At 58.6% G+C, this 17,898-nt stretch carries 16 protein-coding genes; 7 read left to right on the top strand and 9 right to left on the bottom strand.

The genetic code is table 11. The features are described 5' to 3' along the window. The first annotated feature begins 91 nt into the window (after positions 1 to 91). Positions 92 to 1,018, top strand: a complete 927-nt coding sequence (rlmF, locus tag DW58_RS07580; protein ID WP_024550718.1) for a 23S rRNA (adenine(1618)-N(6))-methyltransferase RlmF — start codon at positions 92 to 94, stop codon at positions 1,016 to 1,018. Here rlmF and ybiO read toward each other — a convergent pair whose 3' ends face one another. From ybiO to rhtA, 6 genes are all read right to left on the bottom strand, one after another. Beyond that, entirely contained in the window at positions 1,019 to 3,274 is a 2,256-nt protein-coding gene (gene ybiO, locus DW58_RS07575; protein ID WP_024550717.1) for a mechanosensitive channel protein, read from the bottom strand. Positions 3,275 to 3,418: 144 nt separating this feature from the next. Beyond that, positions 3,419 to 4,141: a glutamine ABC transporter ATP-binding protein GlnQ gene (gene glnQ / locus DW58_RS07570; protein WP_024550716.1), complete on the bottom strand. Its 723-nt coding sequence runs from the start codon at positions 4,139 to 4,141 to the stop codon at positions 3,419 to 3,421. After that, entirely contained in the window at positions 4,138 to 4,797 is a 660-nt protein-coding gene (gene glnP, locus DW58_RS07565; protein ID WP_024550715.1) for a glutamine ABC transporter permease GlnP, read from the bottom strand. Before glnP ends, glnQ begins: the two co-directional genes overlap by 4 nt. 86 nt (positions 4,798 to 4,883) lie before the next feature. After that, positions 4,884 to 5,630: a glutamine ABC transporter substrate-binding protein GlnH gene (gene glnH / locus DW58_RS07560; RefSeq protein ID WP_024550714.1), complete on the bottom strand. Its 747-nt coding sequence runs from the start codon at positions 5,628 to 5,630 to the stop codon at positions 4,884 to 4,886. A 364-nt stretch (positions 5,631 to 5,994) separates the two neighbouring features. Next, positions 5,995 to 6,498, bottom strand: coding sequence for a DNA starvation/stationary phase protection protein Dps (gene dps, locus DW58_RS07555; RefSeq protein WP_024550713.1), 504 nt, complete (start codon positions 6,496 to 6,498; stop codon positions 5,995 to 5,997). A gap of 365 nt (positions 6,499 to 6,863) precedes the next feature. Then, positions 6,864 to 7,751 carry a threonine/homoserine exporter RhtA gene (gene rhtA / locus DW58_RS07550; protein WP_024550712.1) on the bottom strand — a complete coding sequence of 296 codons (888 nt, stop codon included), beginning with the start codon at positions 7,749 to 7,751 and terminating at the stop codon, positions 6,864 to 6,866. Positions 7,752 to 8,111: 360 nt separating this feature from the next. Here rhtA and ompX point away from each other — a divergent pair, with 360 nt between their 5' ends. Continuing rightward, positions 8,112 to 8,624, top strand: coding sequence for an outer membrane protein OmpX (gene ompX / locus DW58_RS07545; protein WP_024550711.1), 513 nt, complete (start codon positions 8,112 to 8,114; stop codon positions 8,622 to 8,624). Positions 8,625 to 8,683: 59 nt separating this feature from the next. On the opposite strand, the gene DW58_RS07540 is transcribed toward ompX, so the two are convergent. Then, complete coding sequence (locus tag DW58_RS07540) at positions 8,684 to 10,267, bottom strand: phosphoethanolamine transferase (protein WP_029592662.1); 1,584 nt, start codon at positions 10,265 to 10,267, stop codon at positions 8,684 to 8,686. 291 nt (positions 10,268 to 10,558) lie between these two features. Then, positions 10,559 to 10,687, bottom strand: coding sequence for a manganase accumulation protein MntS (gene mntS, locus DW58_RS07535; RefSeq protein WP_035885530.1), 129 nt, complete (start codon positions 10,685 to 10,687; stop codon positions 10,559 to 10,561). A 189-nt stretch (positions 10,688 to 10,876) separates the two neighbouring features. Between mntS and mntR the strand changes: the two genes are divergently transcribed. The 5 genes from mntR (at position 10,877) to DW58_RS07510 (ending at position 16,744) form a co-directional block, all read left to right on the top strand. Further along, positions 10,877 to 11,344, top strand: a complete 468-nt coding sequence (gene mntR / locus DW58_RS07530) for a manganese-binding transcriptional regulator MntR (RefSeq protein ID WP_024549778.1) — start codon at positions 10,877 to 10,879, stop codon at positions 11,342 to 11,344. 2 nt (positions 11,345 to 11,346) lie between these two features. Continuing rightward, positions 11,347 to 12,453 carry an SLC13 family permease gene (locus tag DW58_RS07525; RefSeq protein ID WP_024549777.1) on the top strand — a complete coding sequence of 369 codons (1,107 nt, stop codon included), beginning with the start codon at positions 11,347 to 11,349 and terminating at the stop codon, positions 12,451 to 12,453. A 101-nt stretch (positions 12,454 to 12,554) separates the two neighbouring features. Then, positions 12,555 to 13,652 carry an HlyD family secretion protein gene (locus DW58_RS07520; RefSeq protein WP_024549776.1) on the top strand — a complete coding sequence of 366 codons (1,098 nt, stop codon included), beginning with the start codon at positions 12,555 to 12,557 and terminating at the stop codon, positions 13,650 to 13,652. Beyond that, positions 13,649 to 15,220: a DHA2 family efflux MFS transporter permease subunit gene (locus tag DW58_RS07515; protein ID WP_024549775.1), complete on the top strand. Its 1,572-nt coding sequence runs from the start codon at positions 13,649 to 13,651 to the stop codon at positions 15,218 to 15,220. Before DW58_RS07520 ends, DW58_RS07515 begins: the two co-directional genes overlap by 4 nt. Then, the gene (locus tag DW58_RS07510) at positions 15,221 to 16,744 is read left to right on the top strand and encodes an efflux transporter outer membrane subunit (RefSeq protein ID WP_029592661.1); all 1,524 of its coding nucleotides are present in this window, start codon (positions 15,221 to 15,223) and stop codon (positions 16,742 to 16,744) included. It begins immediately after the preceding gene. Positions 16,745 to 16,827: 83 nt separating this feature from the next. Here the strand turns inward: DW58_RS07510 and ldtB are convergent, their stop codons facing one another. Beyond that, positions 16,828 to 17,748 carry a L,D-transpeptidase gene (ldtB, locus tag DW58_RS07505; RefSeq protein WP_024551163.1) on the bottom strand — a complete coding sequence of 307 codons (921 nt, stop codon included), beginning with the start codon at positions 17,746 to 17,748 and terminating at the stop codon, positions 16,828 to 16,830. Positions 17,749 to 17,898: the final 150 nt, after the last annotated feature.

The raw sequence follows: 17,898 nt of genomic DNA, 5'->3' as shown, positions 1-17,898 counted from the left end.
GGCATCTTACCCGACGCCAAAAGTTTCCGTCAGTTATTTACCCCGTCGCAGGCAGCGGGTATCTTACGCGCCGACCTACAGGAGAATCATCATGACGCGCCAGAAAGGGGAACTGCATCCCCGCAACCGCCACCACAGCCGCTACGACTTCGCGAGCCTTACCCGCGACTGTCCGGCGCTCGCCGGGTTTATCATCACCTCGCCACGCGGCGACGAGACTATCGATTTCGCCAACCCGCAGGCGGTGAAAACCCTGAACCAGGCGCTGCTGGCGCATTTCTATGGCGTTACCCACTGGGATATCCCGGAGGGGTTTCTCTGCCCGCCGGTGCCGGGCCGGGCTGATTACGTCCACCATCTTGCCGATCTGCTGGCGGACGATAACCAGGGCGTGGTGCCACGCGACGCCAGCGTGCTGGATATCGGCGTCGGTGCCAACTGCATCTACCCGCTTATCGGCAACCACGACTACGGCTGGCGCTTTACCGGCAGCGACGTCAACGCCGAGGCGCTCAAAAGCGCCACTGCGATTATTGAGGCCAATGGCCTGCAGTCGCGCATTCGTCTGCGCCGCCAGAAGACCCCGGAGGCGATTTTCGCCGGCATCATTCATAAAAATGAGCAGTTTGACGCCACCCTGTGCAACCCACCGTTCCATGACTCCGCCGCGGGCGCCCAGGCGGGCAACGAGCGCAAGCGCCGCAATCTTGGGCTGGCAGACCAGCCGGTGCTCAACTTCGGCGGCCAGGAGGGCGAGCTGTGGTGCAACGGCGGCGAAGTGGCGTTTATCACGCGCATGATTGCCGAAAGTAAAGACTACGCCCGCCAGGTGGTGTGGTTCAGCTCGCTGGTGTCGCGCGGCGACAACCTGCCACCGCTCTACCGCGCCCTTGAGCAGGCAGGCGCGGTGAAGGTGGTGAAGAAAGAGATGAGCCAGGGCCAGAAGCAGAGCCGCTTCATCGCCTGGACCTTCCTTGATGCTCCAGCGCGCCAGCGTCGGCATCAGAAGAAAGGCTGATCACACCGTCGGATTGGCCGGGGGTAACGCACCGCCGGCCCCGGCGTTCATCTCTACCGCACCCGCCCCCGGCTGCATGACCTGCACGGTCTGCACCGGGGCGTGGATACCCGCCAGATCGAAGTGTTTTTTCACCATCGCATCCAGCGCAAAGCGCACCGTCCACTGCTTGAGCGGCTGGGTGGTGAAGCTGACACGCAGGGTAAACGCGGTGTTGGTCAGGCCCACAATCCCCGCGAAGTTCGGCTCGCCAATCACCAGAATCCGGATATCCTCTTTGGTCATCAGCTCCTCTACTGCATCGCGCAGCGCCTGGTTGGCGCGATTCTCATCTTCCCGACGATCGACATCGTAGTTGGCAACAAACGAGCCGATACCGCGCACAAAGTTGGCGAAGGTGGTAATCGATGACCACGGAATAATATGGTATGCCCCGGTGTCCTGCCGCACGCCGACCGAGCGAATCGACATGCGCTCCACCGTCCCGGTCAGCGGGCCAATGGTGACCAGATCCCCGGTGTTCATGCCGTTCTCAAACTGAATGAACACCCCGGTGATGATATCTTTCACCAGCGTCTGTGAGCCGAAGGAGATCGCCAGCCCCAGCGCACCGGCCCCGGCCAGCAGCGGGGCGATATTCACGCCAATCTCCGACAGCACAATCATCACGGTAATGGTGCTGATCACCACCGCCAGCGCGTTACGAAACAGGGTCAGCAGGGTACGGGTACGCGCGCTCGGCAGCGGGCGGCCGTGAATGTCCGAGGCCAGACGGCTCTCAATCAGGCTTGCCAGCAGCGTCCAGCCCACGGCGGAGAAGAACAGGATCAGCGAGACGCGGATCAGTATATCCACCGTTTTCTCACCCGCGCCGTTGGTGAGCCACTCCCAGAAGTCAAACAGCCCCCAGGCGTTAAGCAGCAGCATAATCGCCACGCACACCGTCAGGATGCGCGCCAGCTTGAGCGACACCGATATCCAGCCGTTAACGCGTTTTTGCAGCTCGGGATAGGTCCGCTGCAGCTGGGGCGACAGGGTGATGGTTTTGGCAATCCAGCGCGACAGCAGGCCGGAGACAAAGGCCGCGACGCTGATGATGGCCAGGCTTTTCAGGGAGGCGCCCATCATAAACTTCAGGCTGTTGCCCGGATCGAACAGCGAGAAGAAGAACAGCACGATAAAGTAGGCGCAGGCCAGCCAGTGCCAGACCAGCGCAAAGGCGCGGATAAACAGGCTGAAAAAAGCCATCGACCGGTCTGCCAGGGCGATGAGGTTCTGCTGAATGTGATGCTTGTTATGGAAGATCAGGTACAGCGCCCAGACGGTGATGCTGAGCATGATAACGACGTTTGCCAGCGCGCCGATCTGCACGTTGACCTGGTTTGAGATAATCGGCACCGCTACTAACAGGCCATAACCAATCAGGCTGCTCAGTCCGCTCAGGCGCAGGTTCCAGTAGCGGGCGCTGGCGTCGCTTACCGGGAACGGGCGCAGGGAGGGCACGCGCGGGCAGAAGATAAGGCGCAGGATGGCTTTAAAGAACTCAATCAGGGCAAAGGCATTGAGGAACAGCCCCTGCTGGCGGGCAATGGTGCGGTTGCCGGAGCCGAGCGACTCAATCAGCACCTGGCCGACGGTCAGCGCCAGCGCCAGTAGCGTCAGGTCGATGATAAACGCTCCCACGATCATGGCAGGCAGATGGAGCCAGCTTGAGCGCTCGCGGTTCTTTTTGCGTCCCCATTCCCCCATTTTTCGATACAGAGGCAGGGTGCCGGTGCGCAGCAGCCAGTAGAAGGCAAACACCGCTACCGCCAGCAGGGTGAAGTGGGTCAGGGCGTTGAGAAAGGTCTGCTGATTAAACGGCTTATGGGAGGCGCCGGTGATATTGCGGTAGAGCTGGGCGAAGCGTGACGCCAGTTCGCCGCCGTACTCGCGGCTCAGGGCGGTGACGTTCTCCAGCACCGTGGTGTCCTCCACCTCCTCCTCAACCATCGTCAGCCCAGGCACCGGCTCGGAAGCGGGTGCGTCAGAGACTTTGCGCAGCTGGCCGATAAGTTCAGTGCGCGACTGTTCGTTTTCCAGCACGTCTGCCAGCGCCGCGTAGGCTGCTTTCTTATCCTCGACCGTGGGTTCGGCGGCAGGCGCGCTGGTGGCGCTGTTCGATGTGGTTGTCGCGGCGGCGGCTGCGGCGGGTGATACGGTGGCCTGAACGGGGGCAATAAACAGGCTACACAGCAGCAGAATGATCCACGGCACGGGCTCCTCCGGGTTGAGAACGTCAGTGAAGGGATAAGTATAGCCGCTGGGCTGACGGCGTCTGAAAAGGGGGAATTTTCCGGGTGAGGGCGTTTTGCGGGCAAAAAAAAGCCCCGCAGCGGGGGCTTATCGTGAGGCCAGCACTCAGGAGACGTGCTGTAAAAACTCCTGCAGGCGCGGGCTCGGTGGGTTCTTGATCAGATCCTGCGGGTTGCCGTCCTCGGCGATGCGGCCCTTATCAATAAAGATCAGGCGCGACGCCACTTTCTCGGCAAAGCCGATTTCGTGGGTCACGATCACCATAGTCATGCCTTCCTCGGCGAGATCCTGCATCACCTTCAGTACTTCATGGCGCAGTTCAGGGTCGAGAGCGGAGGTCGGCTCATCAAACAGCATCATCTTCGGTTTCACCGCCAGCGCGCGGGCAATTGCCACGCGCTGCTGCTGGCCGCCGGAGAGTTCAGACGGATAGTGGTGCGCGCGCTCGGCGAGCCCCACTTTCGCCAGCAGGGATTTCGCCAGCGTTTCCGCTTCGGCTTTACTGGCGCCGCGGACGCGGGTCGGGCCAAACATCACGTTTTCCAGCGCCGTCAGGTGCGGGAACAGATAGAACTGCTGGAACACCATGCCGGCTTCCTGACGAATCAGGCGCTCGTCCACTTTCGGGTCGTTAACCTTCAGCCCGTCGACGATCAGATCGCCGCTGGTGATCTCTTCCAGCTTATTGATGCAGCGCAGCAGGGTGGATTTCCCGGAGCCGGACGGCCCAATAATCACCACGACTTCGCCCTGCTTCACGTTCAGGTCAATGTTATGCAGCACCTGGGTCGGGCCAAAATGCTTGGAGACGTTTTTAAATTCAATCACAGGATTTTCATCCTTCTTTCAAGAATACGGAGCACGATGTTCAGAACCTGGGTGATGATCAGATAGATCACCCCGACGGCAGTCCAGATTTCCAGCGCGCGGAAGTTGCCGGCGATGATCTCCTGGCCGCTGCGCGTCAGCTCGGCGGCGCCGATGACGATGAACAGCGAGGTGTCCTTGATACTGATGATCAGCTGGTTGCCGAGCGCTGGCAGCATGCGACGCAGCGCCAGCGGCATGATCACGTGGCGAATCGTTTCGCGACGCGACAGGCCGAGCGCCAGCCCCGCTTCGCTAAAGCCTTTATGGATAGACAGCACCGACCCGCGGGTAATTTCTGCGATATAGGCCCCGGAGTTGATCATGATGGTGATCACGGCGGCGGTGAAGGTGTCGATGCGGATGTCCGGGAAGGCCATCGGCAGGGCGAAGTAGATATACATCACCTGAACGACAATCGGCGTTCCGCGGATGACTTCAATAAAAACAAGGGCGATGTGGTTTGAGATCCAGCCGCCGTAGCTGCGGGCGAGGCCGGCCAACAGACCGATGACGATACCGCCTGCCAGGCCGAGGATCGAAATCCACAGAGTCATTTTGGCGCCTTCCAGCAGAATAGGAATGGCAGGCCAGATGACGCTCCAGTCAAACTCCATAATGTGTTCCTGTTACTGTTACCGTGGTTCAAAAATAACAGGGGCGAAAAGTCGCCCCTGAGAAGGGTGAGACGTAATAAAAATAATTATTTTGTTTCAGTGCCGAACCATTTTTTGTAGATCTCGTTGTAGGTGCCGTTCTCTTTGATGGTCTTCAGCGCGCCGTTCACCTTATCACGCAGCTCGGTGCTGCCTTTCGGGAACGCGATGCCGTACTGCTGGGCTTCCAGCGAGTCGCCTACCGCTTTGAACTGGCCGTTGCCTGCGGTTTTGATGAAGTACAGGATGTTCGGCGTATCGTGCAGCACGGCGTCAGCACGGTTGGTGCCAAGCTCCATGTAGGCGTTGTCGATGTTCGGGAACTGGCGCAGATCTTTGGTTTTGATGTTGGCTTTTGCATAGTCAACGGAACCGGTGCCGCTCTTCACTGCCACTACTTTGCCGTCGAGATCCTTCACGCTTTTCACATCGTTGTTATTGGCTTTCACCATCACCAGCAGGCCGCTTGTGTAGTAGCCGTCGGAGAAGTCGATCGCTTTTTTACGCTCTTCAGTGATGGTGATACCCGCCAGCGCCAGATCGATATTTTTGGTCTGCAGGGCCGGGATGATGCCGCTGAAATCCATCGGCTTCAGGGTGTAGTCAAGCTTCAGCTCTTTGGCGATAGCCGCCCACAGGTCAACGTCAAATCCGACGTATTTGTCACCCTGTTTGAATTCAAAAGGGACGAAAGCTGTATCAGTAGCCACAACCAGCTTCTTCTCTGCTGCCTGAGAGGAGACCGCGAAGGCCAGGGTCAGTGCAGCCAGGGAAACTTTAAAAATCGACTTCATAGCATTTCCTTTTTTAATCCACGGGGCTATCCCCAGCGGGAACGCACCGTAGCATGAAAAAAACGTGCCAGTTTTACAACTTGCTGTTTTTGCTAAGGGAGCATTTTGTAACATTGCACAATGGCGGTTGCAAGTCGGGTGGATTGCACCAGGGTGGTGCGTCACTTTGGTGCAGGAACAGCGAGCGCGACCGCTATGATGGTTTTAACGCACAATACGCCGCAAAAACAATCATTCTTTAACCGTTGTGTGAAGTGATTATTACATCTTGATAACTAAAGCAGGGGAAGGGACGGGCAGGCGTGCATTATTTTGGTGCAATGAACCCCCTCCGGGCGGAGGGGGTGAGATGAAATCCGGTGAATTATTCGATGTTAGATTCGATGAACCACAGGAATTTATCCAGATCGCGGGACGCAGCGGTGAAGATATCCGCGGTGTCTTCGTCCTGCGCTTCGCTCACGGCTTTACGCACGTCGTTGGCAACAATCGCGTAGCGATCGGCCAGCGCTTTCAGGTGATCCTGAACGGTGTGGATATCCAGCGGGTAGCTCTGCAGCGGAGTTTTGCTGTTCACGACCTGAGTGGTACCCAGGGCAACGCCACCCAGCTGAACGGCACGTTCGGCCATGGTGTCCAGGTGGTCGGTCAGAGCGGTACGGAAGCCATCGAGCATTTCATGAACACCAATGAAGTTCGCACCGCGCATGTTCCAGTGAGCCTGTTTGGTGATAAGAGAGAGATCGATGAACTGTACAACCTGGCGGTTCAGCAGCTCGATAGTTGCTTTCTTATCGGCGTCGGCCACATCGTTACGGGTATAAAGCAGATCAGACGCTTTTGATTTTACCAGTTTAGCGGTACTCATAGTCTCATATCCTCTTGATGTTAGTGTCCCAATCAATTACAGGAAATAAGTATAGCACCGGATCTGTGCTTTGCCGGGACGGTATTGCCTATCGGATAAATAGAAACGGCGCCGCGCAGCTAAAATTTTCATTTTTATTTCAGAGTGATAGAGCAATACCGCTTCGTTAATACAAATAGCGCCAATCACAGATTGAAATATGAATAATTATTCGCTTAATTTGCGATAAATAGCGTCCGAAGCCGCAACCGGGCGCGAGTTTATTCTTATCTTGTTCATATAGTGCGCATTCAGAATATTACCCGGCGGTGCCGGGTAAGGGATGTATAACAATTTGTGTCCGGTCTCTGTCAGCCTGCCTGCGTTTACTCAACGTTGACGCAGGTAATCTGTGCATCCCGGCGCAGGGTGAGCGTAGAGCCAACCGAGGCGGCGATGATTGACGCCAGCGCCAGCCACTGGACCATGTTGAGCGTTTCATTGAGGAACAGCATCCCGGAAATCGCGGCCAGGGCCGGTTCCATGCTCATTAAGGTGCCAAAGGTCCGGGTCGGCAGCCGCGTAAGCGCCACCATCTCCAGCGAGTAGGGCAGGGCGGTGGAGAGAATCGCGATGCCGATCCCAAGCGGCAGTACTGACCAGTGCCACAGCGCGTCACCCGCCTGGATGACGCCGATGGGGACGAAGACCACCGCGGCAATCAGCGAACCCAGCGCCACGGTGGCTGGCCCGTGATCGGCCCCGGCGCGCTGGCCGGTAATAATATAGAGGGCCCAGCAGGCGCCCGCGCCAAGCGCGAAGGCTGCGCCCACCAGATCCACATGCGCGACGTCCTTGCCCAGCGGCAGCAGGAACCACAGCCCGGCCACCGCCAGCACCACCCAGATAAAATCCACCGGACGACGCGAGCCAAACAGCGCTACCGCCAGCGGACCGGTGAACTCCAGCGCCACGGCAATGCCCAGCGGGACCGTCTGTATAGAGAGATAGAAGAGGTAGTTCATCGCGCCCAGGGCCAGACCGTAGATCAGCAGCGGCACGCGCTGGGCTTTACTGAAGCGTAGCCGCCAGGGTTTAAACACCACCGCTAAAATCAGGGTGCCGAGCGCGAGACGCAGCGCCGTGACGCCGGGCGCGCCAATCAGCGGGAACAGGGATTTAGCCAGCGAGGCGCCGCTCTGGATCGATACCATCGCCACGAGCAAAAGAACAACCGGCAGCCAGACGGGCAGCTGGCGAGATAAAACGGGCATTACGCATCCTTTCTTTATTTACTGGAGCTGGTGAACTGATTGCCGCAACACTACCGAACATTCGTTACGTCCGTTGATGAATTATTGAAAAAAAACGCGGCGGGAAGGCATACACTATCAGTATTACATCTGAATGCGCACGGCCAGGATTAGGATTTATCTGGATAGATGCGGCAGATGGCACGGTGGATAATGCGTGCATTAAGGGAAAATCTGATGTGTTTTTAAAGGGATACGCTAACATGGAAACGTTTTGTTACAGCAAAAAGACCCTTAGACAGCGTGATCCACAAAGAGTTTCTTCCAATGTTTTGATATATTTAAAACTTAGGACTTAGTTAAAGCACATTTGAGGTGGTTATGAAAAAAATTGCATGTCTTTCAGCACTGGCAGCCGCAGTTCTGGCTGTTTCCGCAGGTACTGCCGTAGCAGCAACTTCCACCGTTTCTGGCGGCTACGCTCAGAGCGATTATCAGGGCGTTGCTAACAAAGCTGGCGGCTTCAACCTGAAATACCGCTACGAAGACGATGTCAACCCGCTGGGTTGGATCGGTTCCTTCACCTACACCCAGAAAACCGACGACCGTTTTGACAGCCACAACAAAAACCAGTACTACGGTCTGACTGCTGGTCCTGCTTACCGTCTGAACGACTGGGCGAGCATCTACGGCGTTGTGGGTGTTGGCTACGGCAAATACCAGAGCAACGACTATCCGTTCCACGACAGCGTTAGCGACTACGGCTTCTCCTACGGCGCGGGTATGCAGTTCAACCCGGTTGAGAACGTTGCTCTGGACTTCTCCTACGAGCAGAGCCGCATCCGCAACGTGGACGTTGGCACCTGGATCGCAGGCGTGGGTTACCGCTTCTAATCGCATCACTGCGATATAAAAAATCCGCCTTCGGGCGGATTTTTTTTGCCTGCTATTCCTCACCGGGTGCGGCTGTCAAAAAGATCGCTGCCCAGATGAGTGTAATCGACTTTTTTAAGTTTGAAGTTAGTAATGTAAATCGGGCCAGCTTTTTGTTCCGAATTGAAGCGGTAGCGATTCACAATCTCTTTGGTTTTGATGCCTGTCCACTGCGAGAAAAACATCAGGAAATCATTCGCTGAACGTCGGGCTTTCACCTGACGATGCTTTTTGTCGTCGCTGGAGATCACCATAAACGGCACCTGAAAGTTTTGCTGGAACTGGTCGTCATGGGCCAGATACTGCACCCGCGTGCCGCGCTCCTTAAATGCCAGACCGTGATCGGAGAAATAGGCCAGCGAAAAACTCTCCCCGGCGTTGCGCAGTTGCTGATAGAGGCGCGCCAGCAGCTCGTCAGTCTGGGTCATGGTGTGCAGGTAGCACGACGTCTCTTTCGACTGCACGAAGGTCGCGTATTTTCCCGCCGTGCGATCGCAGGCCTGGGGATGCGAGCCCATCAGATGTAAAACAATCAGCTGCGGTGTGCTGCGTTTGGTGGTCAACACCTGCGCGGTCATCTTGAGCAGGGCTTCATCGCTGCTGTTTTTATCCGCTTCAAAATCACCGCTTTTCAGAAACTGCACTTCGTCAGCACGCTTGGCAATGCTGGCGATAGCGGTGTCGTACTCGCCGATCTGCCCCTGGTTGGAGAACCACCAGGTCTGGAAACCGGCGCGGTTGGCGAGCGTCACCACGTTATCCTGATACTGCGGCTGATTGTCCACCACGCGATTGAGCGTCAGGCCAAGAGACTTCTGGGTGGAGCCGCTGGCGGCCACGTAATCCATAAACAGCGTACCGTTTATGCTGCTGGCAAACGGGGTGTTGTTCCAGTGGCCGCCGAACGCGCCCAACGCATCGCGCCGCGCGCTTTCGCCAATCACCAGCACATAGGTGTGATAGCGGGGGGCGACGCTCATCACCTGCCAGGTGTCTTTCATCTGCGACAGCTGCGCCATGCGGTTCTGCTCTTCCACCACTTCCGCATTATTCACCACGATATCTTTCACGAAGCGAAATACCGGATAGCCGGTGTCCTTCAGGGCGAATACCCCGCCGTGAACCAGATTCTGTACCGGTGCCACAAAGCAGGCCGCCAGCGCAATCGCCAGGCAGAGATGATCGTGCCACTGCCAGCTACGGGCAGGAGAGGGCTGGCGGCGCACGGCGATGATACCCAGCCCAAAAATCAGCAGCGACACCAGATAGCTGTACCAGGGGAAGATGGTGAGGATCTCTTTCGACTCTTCCATATTGGTGGCGTGCAGCGCCAGCACGGTGTTGAAGTTCGGCGCGCCGTAGGCCTGACCAAACGGGAAGTAGCTGCCCGCCACCAGCGTGCACAGAGCGATCAGCGCCTTTTGCCCGCGCGGAGTGACCTGCCAGAGCAGCATCAGGATCGCGCTGAACGCCACCGCATAGAGCAGGCTGAACGGATAGCCGAGCGCGAGGTTAATCAGCAGAGCGAGAAGAAAATAGAAACCGGTCCAGGGCGTGAGGACGAGGCTGCGCGAAGCAGGGGTATCTTTAACCGTTACGTTCATATACCAACATCAGAAAAACGCCATGCGTAAACCCTGGCGTCGAGGGTCACAATCCTGCCTGAAATTCACACCGAAGAGGAGGGAGGTTCGCATCAACACACCGCAACCAGTGCGGGCTGCGAGAAGATAATGCCGGCTCAGAATAAGGTCAACTGCTGTGTTGCCTCGCTTTTGAGAGCAGGACTACAAATCCGAAAAAAGGGGAAGTGAAAAAGCGCGTGAACCAGAGAAATTCAGAAAAGGGAAAGTAAAACAGCAGAAAGGAAAAAAGGGCCGCGACCGCAGGGAAAACTAGCGGCGCGGCTTTTCATCAGGCTGCGGCTTGCTGCTCAGCAGCTCACATAGCATGTTCACCAGGCGTAAACGCACCTGGAAGGGGGAGTGGGTAAACACTTTCATACACCTCGTAAACTCGTTCATCGTGGGTCTCCTTGCTGAAAAGACACCTGCTCGATCCATGAACCGTTGACTGCATTACATACAGATATAGCACAGGCTATATTACTTAGCTATGGCTATTCAGGAATTTATTTGTCCCGCCCCTCGCCTGGTTTACAATGGCGCCGGAATGACAATAAGAATCAATGCGCCACGAAATGAGGACATGCTATGAGCCGTCAGGCGGGTAAGCGAAGCGAAAAGAAAGTGACGCAGCTGGTCAATGTTGAAGAACACGTTGAAGGATTTCGCCAGGTTCGCGAAGCGCACCGGCGCGAGTTGATTGATGACTACGTTGAGCTGATCTCCGATCTTATTCATGAATCCGGTGAGGCGCGCCAGGTCGACATGGCGGCGCGGCTGGGGGTCTCCCAGCCCACCGTGGCAAAAATGCTGAAAAGGCTGGCGAGCGTCGGCCTGATCGAACAGATCCCGTGGCGCGGGGTGTTTCTCACCCCGGAAGGGGAGAAGCTGGCCCAGGAGAGCCGCGAGCGCCATCAGATCGTTGAAACCTTCCTGCTGGTGCTGGGCGTCAGCCCCGACACGGCGCGCCGGGATGCCGAAGGCATGGAACATCACGTCAGCGAAGAGACGCTGGCGCTGTTCCGCCGCTTTAGCGACGAGCACGGGAAACGCTAACCATGCTTAACCTGCTGCGTCCCTTCCTGCGGGACCGTTTTTTACACCTGCTGCTGATTACCGGCGCGATACTGATGTGTATCGCGCCGTTTCATTTCGCCGCGCTGCCGCAGGCGATCGACTGGCACACCATTATTACCCTTGCGGGGCTGATGATGCTGACCAAGGGCATTGAGCTGAGCGGTTGCTTTGACGTGCTGGGCATGCAGATGGTGAAACGCTTTGCCAGCGAGCGCCAGCTGGCGCTGTTTCTGGTCTGCGCCGCCGGGCTGCTGTCGACCTTTCTGACCAACGATGTGGCGCTGTTTATCGTGGTGCCGCTGACGTTAACCCTGAAAAAGCTCTGCGCTATACCGGTCAGCCGCATCATTATTTTTGAAGCGCTGGCGGTGAACGCCGGGTCGCTGCTGACGCCGATTGGCAATCCGCAAAACATCCTGCTGTGGGGGCGCTCCGGCCTGCCGTTCGGGGCGTTTACCTGGCAGATGGCACCGCTGGCGCTGGCGCTGTTTATCAGCCTGCTGCTGCTGGCCTGGTTCTGCTTCCCGGCCAAACCGCTGGCCTGGCAGGCCCATGAAAAGTCGCACCCGTGGCAGCCGCGGCTGGTGTGGTGCTGCGCGGCGCTGTACCTCGTGTTTCTGGTGGCGCTTGAACAGAAGCTGGCGCTGTGGGGGCTGGCCGTGGTGGCGCTGGGGTTCCTGGTGATGGCGCGTCGCGTGCTGACCGGCATCGACTGGAGCCTGCTGGCGGTGTTTATGGCGATGTTTATCGACGTCCACCTGCTGGTCAGTCTGCCGTCGCTCAACGCGCTGCTCACGCCGCTGGGTCAGGCCTCGGACCTCACGCTGTTCGCCAGCGCCATCGGGCTGTCGCAGTTTATCAGCAACGTGCCGGCCACGATTTTGCTGCTCAACTATGTGCCGGCCTCGGCGCTGCTGGCCTGGGCGGTTAACATCGGCGGTTTCGGGCTGCTGCCCGGCTCGCTAGCCAACCTCATTGCCCTGCGTATGGCGTCCGATCGCCGTATCTGGTGGCGGTTCCATCTCTACTCGCTGCCGATGCTGGTGTGGGCGGCGCTGCTCGGTTACGGATTGTTTCTTATCAGTTAATGCGCATTTGTCAGTTTTTCCTGGCAAATGTATAGCAACGTCCTAATTTTAGATGACGGCGTAAGTGTGACGCCGTTAACTGACAGGAACGTTGCTTATCTATGGCTGAAAATAACCCGACTCCTGATAACAACCAGGAGAATAATAATACCGACACGCGCAAGCGTCCCGGCAAAAAACCGCTCATCATTTTAGGCGTGGTGGTGGTGATCATGGTCATTGTTGCCGTGGTGTGGTGGTTTATGACCCGCAACGAAGAGACCACCGATGATGCCTTTACCGATGGCAACGTTGTCACCGTCGCGCCGAAAGTGGCGGGCTACGTCACCGAGCTGCGCGTTAAGGACAACCAGCGCGTGAAGCGGGGCGATCTGCTGGTGGTTATCGACCCGCGCGATGCCACCGCCCAGCGCGATCAGGCCCAGGCCCAGCTTGGGCTGGCTACCGCGCAGCTCCATCAGGCGCAGGCCCAGCTCGCGCTGTCTAAGGTGCAGTACCCGGCCCAGCGTGATGAAGCCCAGGCCCAGGTGCTGAAAGCCCAGGCGGATTACGCCAACGCGCAGGCCCAGTATCGCCGCCAGCGCGGCGTCGACCCCCGCGCCACCACCCAGCAAAATATTGATGCCGCCAACGCACAGCTGCGCAGTGCGGAAGCGCAGCTTGCCAGCGCCAAAGCGCAGCTGGAAGTGGCCGATCAAACCGGATTGCAGATCCGCCAGCAGGAAACCAACGTCGAAGCACGCGAGCGGCAGGTCGATCAGGCGCGCGCCCAGCTGGAAACCGCAGAGCTGAACCTCTCTTATACCGAGGTGCGTGCGCCGTTTGATGGTTTCGTGACCAAGCGTAACGTCCAGACCGGCACCCTGGTGCAGGCCGGCAGCGCGTTGTTCTCGCTGGTATCGCCGCAGATTTGGGTGGTCGCAAACTTCAAAGAGTCCCAGCTTGAGCGTATGCGGCCCGGCAACAAAGTCAGCATCAGCGTGGATGCCTGGCCGGATATGGAGCTGTCCGGGCATATCGACAGCATCCAGCAGGGCAGCGGCTCGCGCTTCTCCGCCTTCCCGTCGGAAAACGCCACCGGTAACTTTGTGAAAATCGTGCAGCGCGTGCCGGTGAAGATCGTTATCGATAAGGGGCTGGACGAGAACCGCCCGCTGCCGCTGGGCCTCTCCGTTGAACCGAAGGTGACGCTGGAATGACCGACGCGCACCACGAGAACTGGCGGCCTGCCAGCAACCCGTGGGCGGTGGCGATCGTTGTCACCCTCGCGGTGTTTATGGAGATCCTCGATACCACCATCGTCAACGTGGCGCTGCCGCACGTCGCCGGTTCGCTCTCGTCGAGCTATGACGAATCGACCTGGGTACTGACCAGCTATCTGGTGGCAAACGGCATCGTGCTGCCGATTTCGGCGTTCCTCAGCCGGGTGTTTGGCCGCAAACAGTTCTTTCTGATCTGCATTGTGATGTTCACCGTCTGTTCATTCCTGTGCGGCATCGCCACCGAGCTGTGGCAGATGATCCTGTTCCGCATCCTGCAGGGCTTTTTTGGCGGCGGTCTGCAACCCACACAGCAGTCGGTGCTGCTCGACTACTTCAAGCCTGAAGATCGCGGTAAGGCGTTCGGCCTGTCATCGATTGCCATCATCGTGGCGCCGGTGCTGGGCCCGACGCTCGGCGGCTGGATCACCGATAACTACTCCTGGCGCTGGGTGTTCTTTATCAATATCCCGGTGGGCATCGTCACCGTGCTGGCGATCTACCAGCTGCTGGAAGATCCGCCGTGGGAGCGCAAATCAACGAAGAAACTCTCCATCGACTGGACCGGCATCGGCTTTATCGCCCTTGGGCTTGGCTGCCTGCAGGTGATGCTCGACCGCGGGGAGGACGACGACTGGTTCTCCTCCGGTTTCATCCGGCTGTTTGCGGTACTGACGTTTATCGGCATCGTCGGGGCGATTTACTGGCTGCTGTATGCCAAAAAGCCGGTGGTGGATCTGCACTGCATGAAGGATAAAAACTTCGCCGTCTCCAGCCTGTTGATGGCGGGCATGGCGATGATCCTTTACGGCAGCTCGGTGGTGATCCCGCAGCTGGCGCAGCAGGATCTCGGCTACACCGCCACCTGGTCCGGGATGGTGCTCTCGCCCGGCGCGATCCTGATTGTGCTCACCATCCCGCTGGTGCTCAAGCTGATGCCCATCGTCCAGACGCGCTACATCATCGCCTTCGGCTTCTTCTGCCTGGCGGCGTCGTTCTTCTGGACCCGCAACCTGACGCCGAACGTGGATTTCGAAACCCTGGTGCTGTTCCGCAGCGCGCAGTCGATAGGCCTCGGCTTCCTGTTTGTGCCGCTGACCACCATTGCGTTTATTACCATTCCCCGGCAGCTCAACGCCGATGCCTCGGCGCTGTTCACCATGTTTCGTAACGTCGCCGGCTCGATTGGTATTTCGCTCTCCACCGCCGCGATAACCGAGCGCTCCCAGGCGCACAGCGCGTACTTAAGCACTCACGCCACGCCGTTCAGCGAGCAGTTCCAGCAGGCGATCCGCACCTCGGCGCAGGCCATTCGCGACTTTACGACCCAGGCGGGCGATCCGATGAGCATCGCCACCGGGCGGATGTACCAGACGATGATTGAGCAGTCGCGTTTTCTTGCCTACATCGACGTCTTTACCCTGCTGAGCCTGGTGGCGGTCATTCTTATTCCGTTTTGTTTACTGCTTTCGCCGGTCAAGAGCGAAGGCAGCGCAGGAGCACATTAAATGCACAGGCGCTTTACCCCAACCTTAACCCTGCTGGCGCTGCTGACCGGCTGTTCCGTCGGGCCTGACTATCAGCAGCCCGCCCCGCAAACGCCGGGCAGCTGGCACGACAGCGCGGACAGCCGCGTTGCGTCCCGTACCCGCAGCGATGCCGTCAATCCGCGCTGGTGGACCACCTTTCACTCACCGCAGCTTAACAGCCTGATCGAGCGCGCCATCGCTGGCAACCTCTCGCTTCAGCAGACGGTGCTGCGCATCGCCGGGGCCAGGGAGCAGATTAACCAGGCGCGCGGAGCATTCTTCCCGGCGGTGAACGGCAACGTGCAGGCCACGCGCCAGCAGCTCGGCCTGAAAGGGGAGCTGGAGTCCCATGACGTCTACAGCCAACTGGATGAGGTCGACCCCGCGCTGCGCGGCGCGCTCGGGCCACTGACCCAGCCGATCAATCTTTATCAGGGCAGCTTTGATGCCCAGTGGGAGATCGATCTGTGGGGCAAAGTGCGCCGTCAGGTGGAGGCCGCCAACGCTCAGCGTCAGGCCGCCATCGAACAGCGCAACGACGCGCTGGTGTCGCTGGAAGCCGAAGTGGCGCGCGCCTGGCTCCAGCTGCGCGGTGCGCAAAGCATCATTGCCACGCTTAACACCCAGATTACCTCTGCCCAGGAAACTCTGGAACTGACCCAGAACCGCCAGCAGGGCGGACTGGCCCCGCAGCTTGACGTCGAAAACGCCCGGGCGCAGCTGGGAAATCTGGAGGCGCAGCTGCCGCAGTATCAGGCTCAGGAGCGTCAGGCGATGAACGGGCTGGCGATCCTGCTGGGCAAAACCCCCGGCTCGCTGGACAGCGAACTGCGTCGCGCGCAGCCGCTGCCTGCGCTACCGGATATCGTCGCAACCGGCATCCCGTCTACCCTGGCGCGCCGCCGCCCGGACGTGCGCGAAGCGGAGGCAAACCTGCACGCCGCCACCGCTCAGGTGGGCGTCTCGGTGGCGCAGCTGTTCCCGGATTTGACCCTCAGCGGCCAGTTCGGTATGCGCAACAGCGAAGCGGACTGGCTGGACGACTGGAGCAGCCACTTCTACAGCTTCGGCCCGCAGGTGTCGATCCCGCTCTTCCAGGGCGGACGGCTGGTCTCCAGCGTCAAGCTGGCGCGGGCGCAGCAGGGGGCCGCGGTGTTGGCGTATCGCCAGACGGTGCTGACCGCACTCGGCGATGTGGAGAACGCGCTGGTCAGCTATCGTACCGACCAGCAGCGTGAAGCAGGGCTGGATAAAACCATCGAGGCGTCGCAGAACGCGTTCAACCTGGCAAGCGACAGCTACCGGCAGGGGATGGCGACCTTTATCGACGTGCTGGACGCCCAGCGACAGCTCTCCCAGGCCGAGCAGCAGCGCGCCCAGGCGCGGGTGCAGAGCAGTCTGGACCTCGTGGCGCTCTACAAAGCCCTGGGCGGCGGATGGGAACCGTATCAGCAGGTGCGCCTGCCCGAATACGCGGTATTTGGCGACGCGCCGCACGGCTAAACGCGGCGCGCAGGCATAAAAAAACGGGCGATGATCTCTCATCGCCCGTTTTTTTATGGTCGACGGCCAACGCCGTCAACGCATCAGTTCAGACGTACCGGCATCCCGGAACGGTTCTGAATGGCCTGCTCAACCACGTTCTGATCCACATCGCTCTGACCGGTAACGGTCTGAACGCTTTTGGTCAGGGTGATCGGCACAATCTCTTTACCGTTGAACTGGTCTTCCGTGGTGGAGAGCGGGTTGTGCACTTCCACGTAACGGCTGCCGTCCGGCTCGGTGGTCGCTTTCACCGGCTCATCGATAAACTGCACGCGGGTGCCGACCGGCACGTTCTGGAACAGGAACTTGATGTCCTCGTTACGCAGACGCACGCAGCCGTGGCTCACGCGCAGACCGATGCCGAAGTTGGCGTTGGTACCGTGAATGGCATACAGGCGACCAATGTAGAGCGCGTACAGCCCCATCGGGTTGTCCGGGCCGGCAGGCACCACCGCCGGCAGCGGTTCGCCCGCGGCGGCGTATTCGGCGTGCATTTTCGCCGTCGGCGTCCAGGTCGGGCCGGCTTTCTTACGCTCAACCTTGGTGACCCAGTTGATTGGGGTGTCTTTGCCCAGCTGACCAATACCGATCGGCAGAACGATCACGGTGTTGGTGCCTTTCGGGTAGTAGTACAGACGCATTTCGGCGCTGTTGATGACGATACCCTCGTGCGGCGTATCCGGCAGGATCAGCTGCTGGGGGATCGTCAGAATTGAACCGGGTTTCGGCAGATAGGGGTCAACGCCTGGGTTGGCCTCCATCATGTTCGACAGCCCCATCTGGTACTCGGCCGCGTAGTACTCCAGCGGCTGCGAAGCGCCTTCCGGGATGGTGATCACCTGGTTCTGGCCAATCAGACGGCTACCATCTGTCGGCAGGGGATAGGTCACGGCTGAGGCAGTTTTACAAAAACCTACCACCGCAAATGCTGCCAGTAAAAGCGCGCGTATTTTCATAGTCATTTTATGTTTTTTAGAGTCAATGTCTGTGCCACACAGACCGGTTGTTGAGTAAAGGGGGTGACAGTCCGGGAGCGCATTATATGTGCATTCCGGTGCGCAGGGAATTCAGATGTGGACGAAATCACAATTTTCCTTCTTTATTACCTGGCC

The organism is Siccibacter turicensis LMG 23730 (assembly GCF_000463155.2).
Classification (GTDB): Bacteria; Pseudomonadota; Gammaproteobacteria; order Enterobacterales; family Enterobacteriaceae; genus Siccibacter; species Siccibacter turicensis.
The sequence above is the reverse complement of the archived record's forward strand: the minus strand, read 5'-3'. Positions and strand labels throughout refer to the sequence as shown.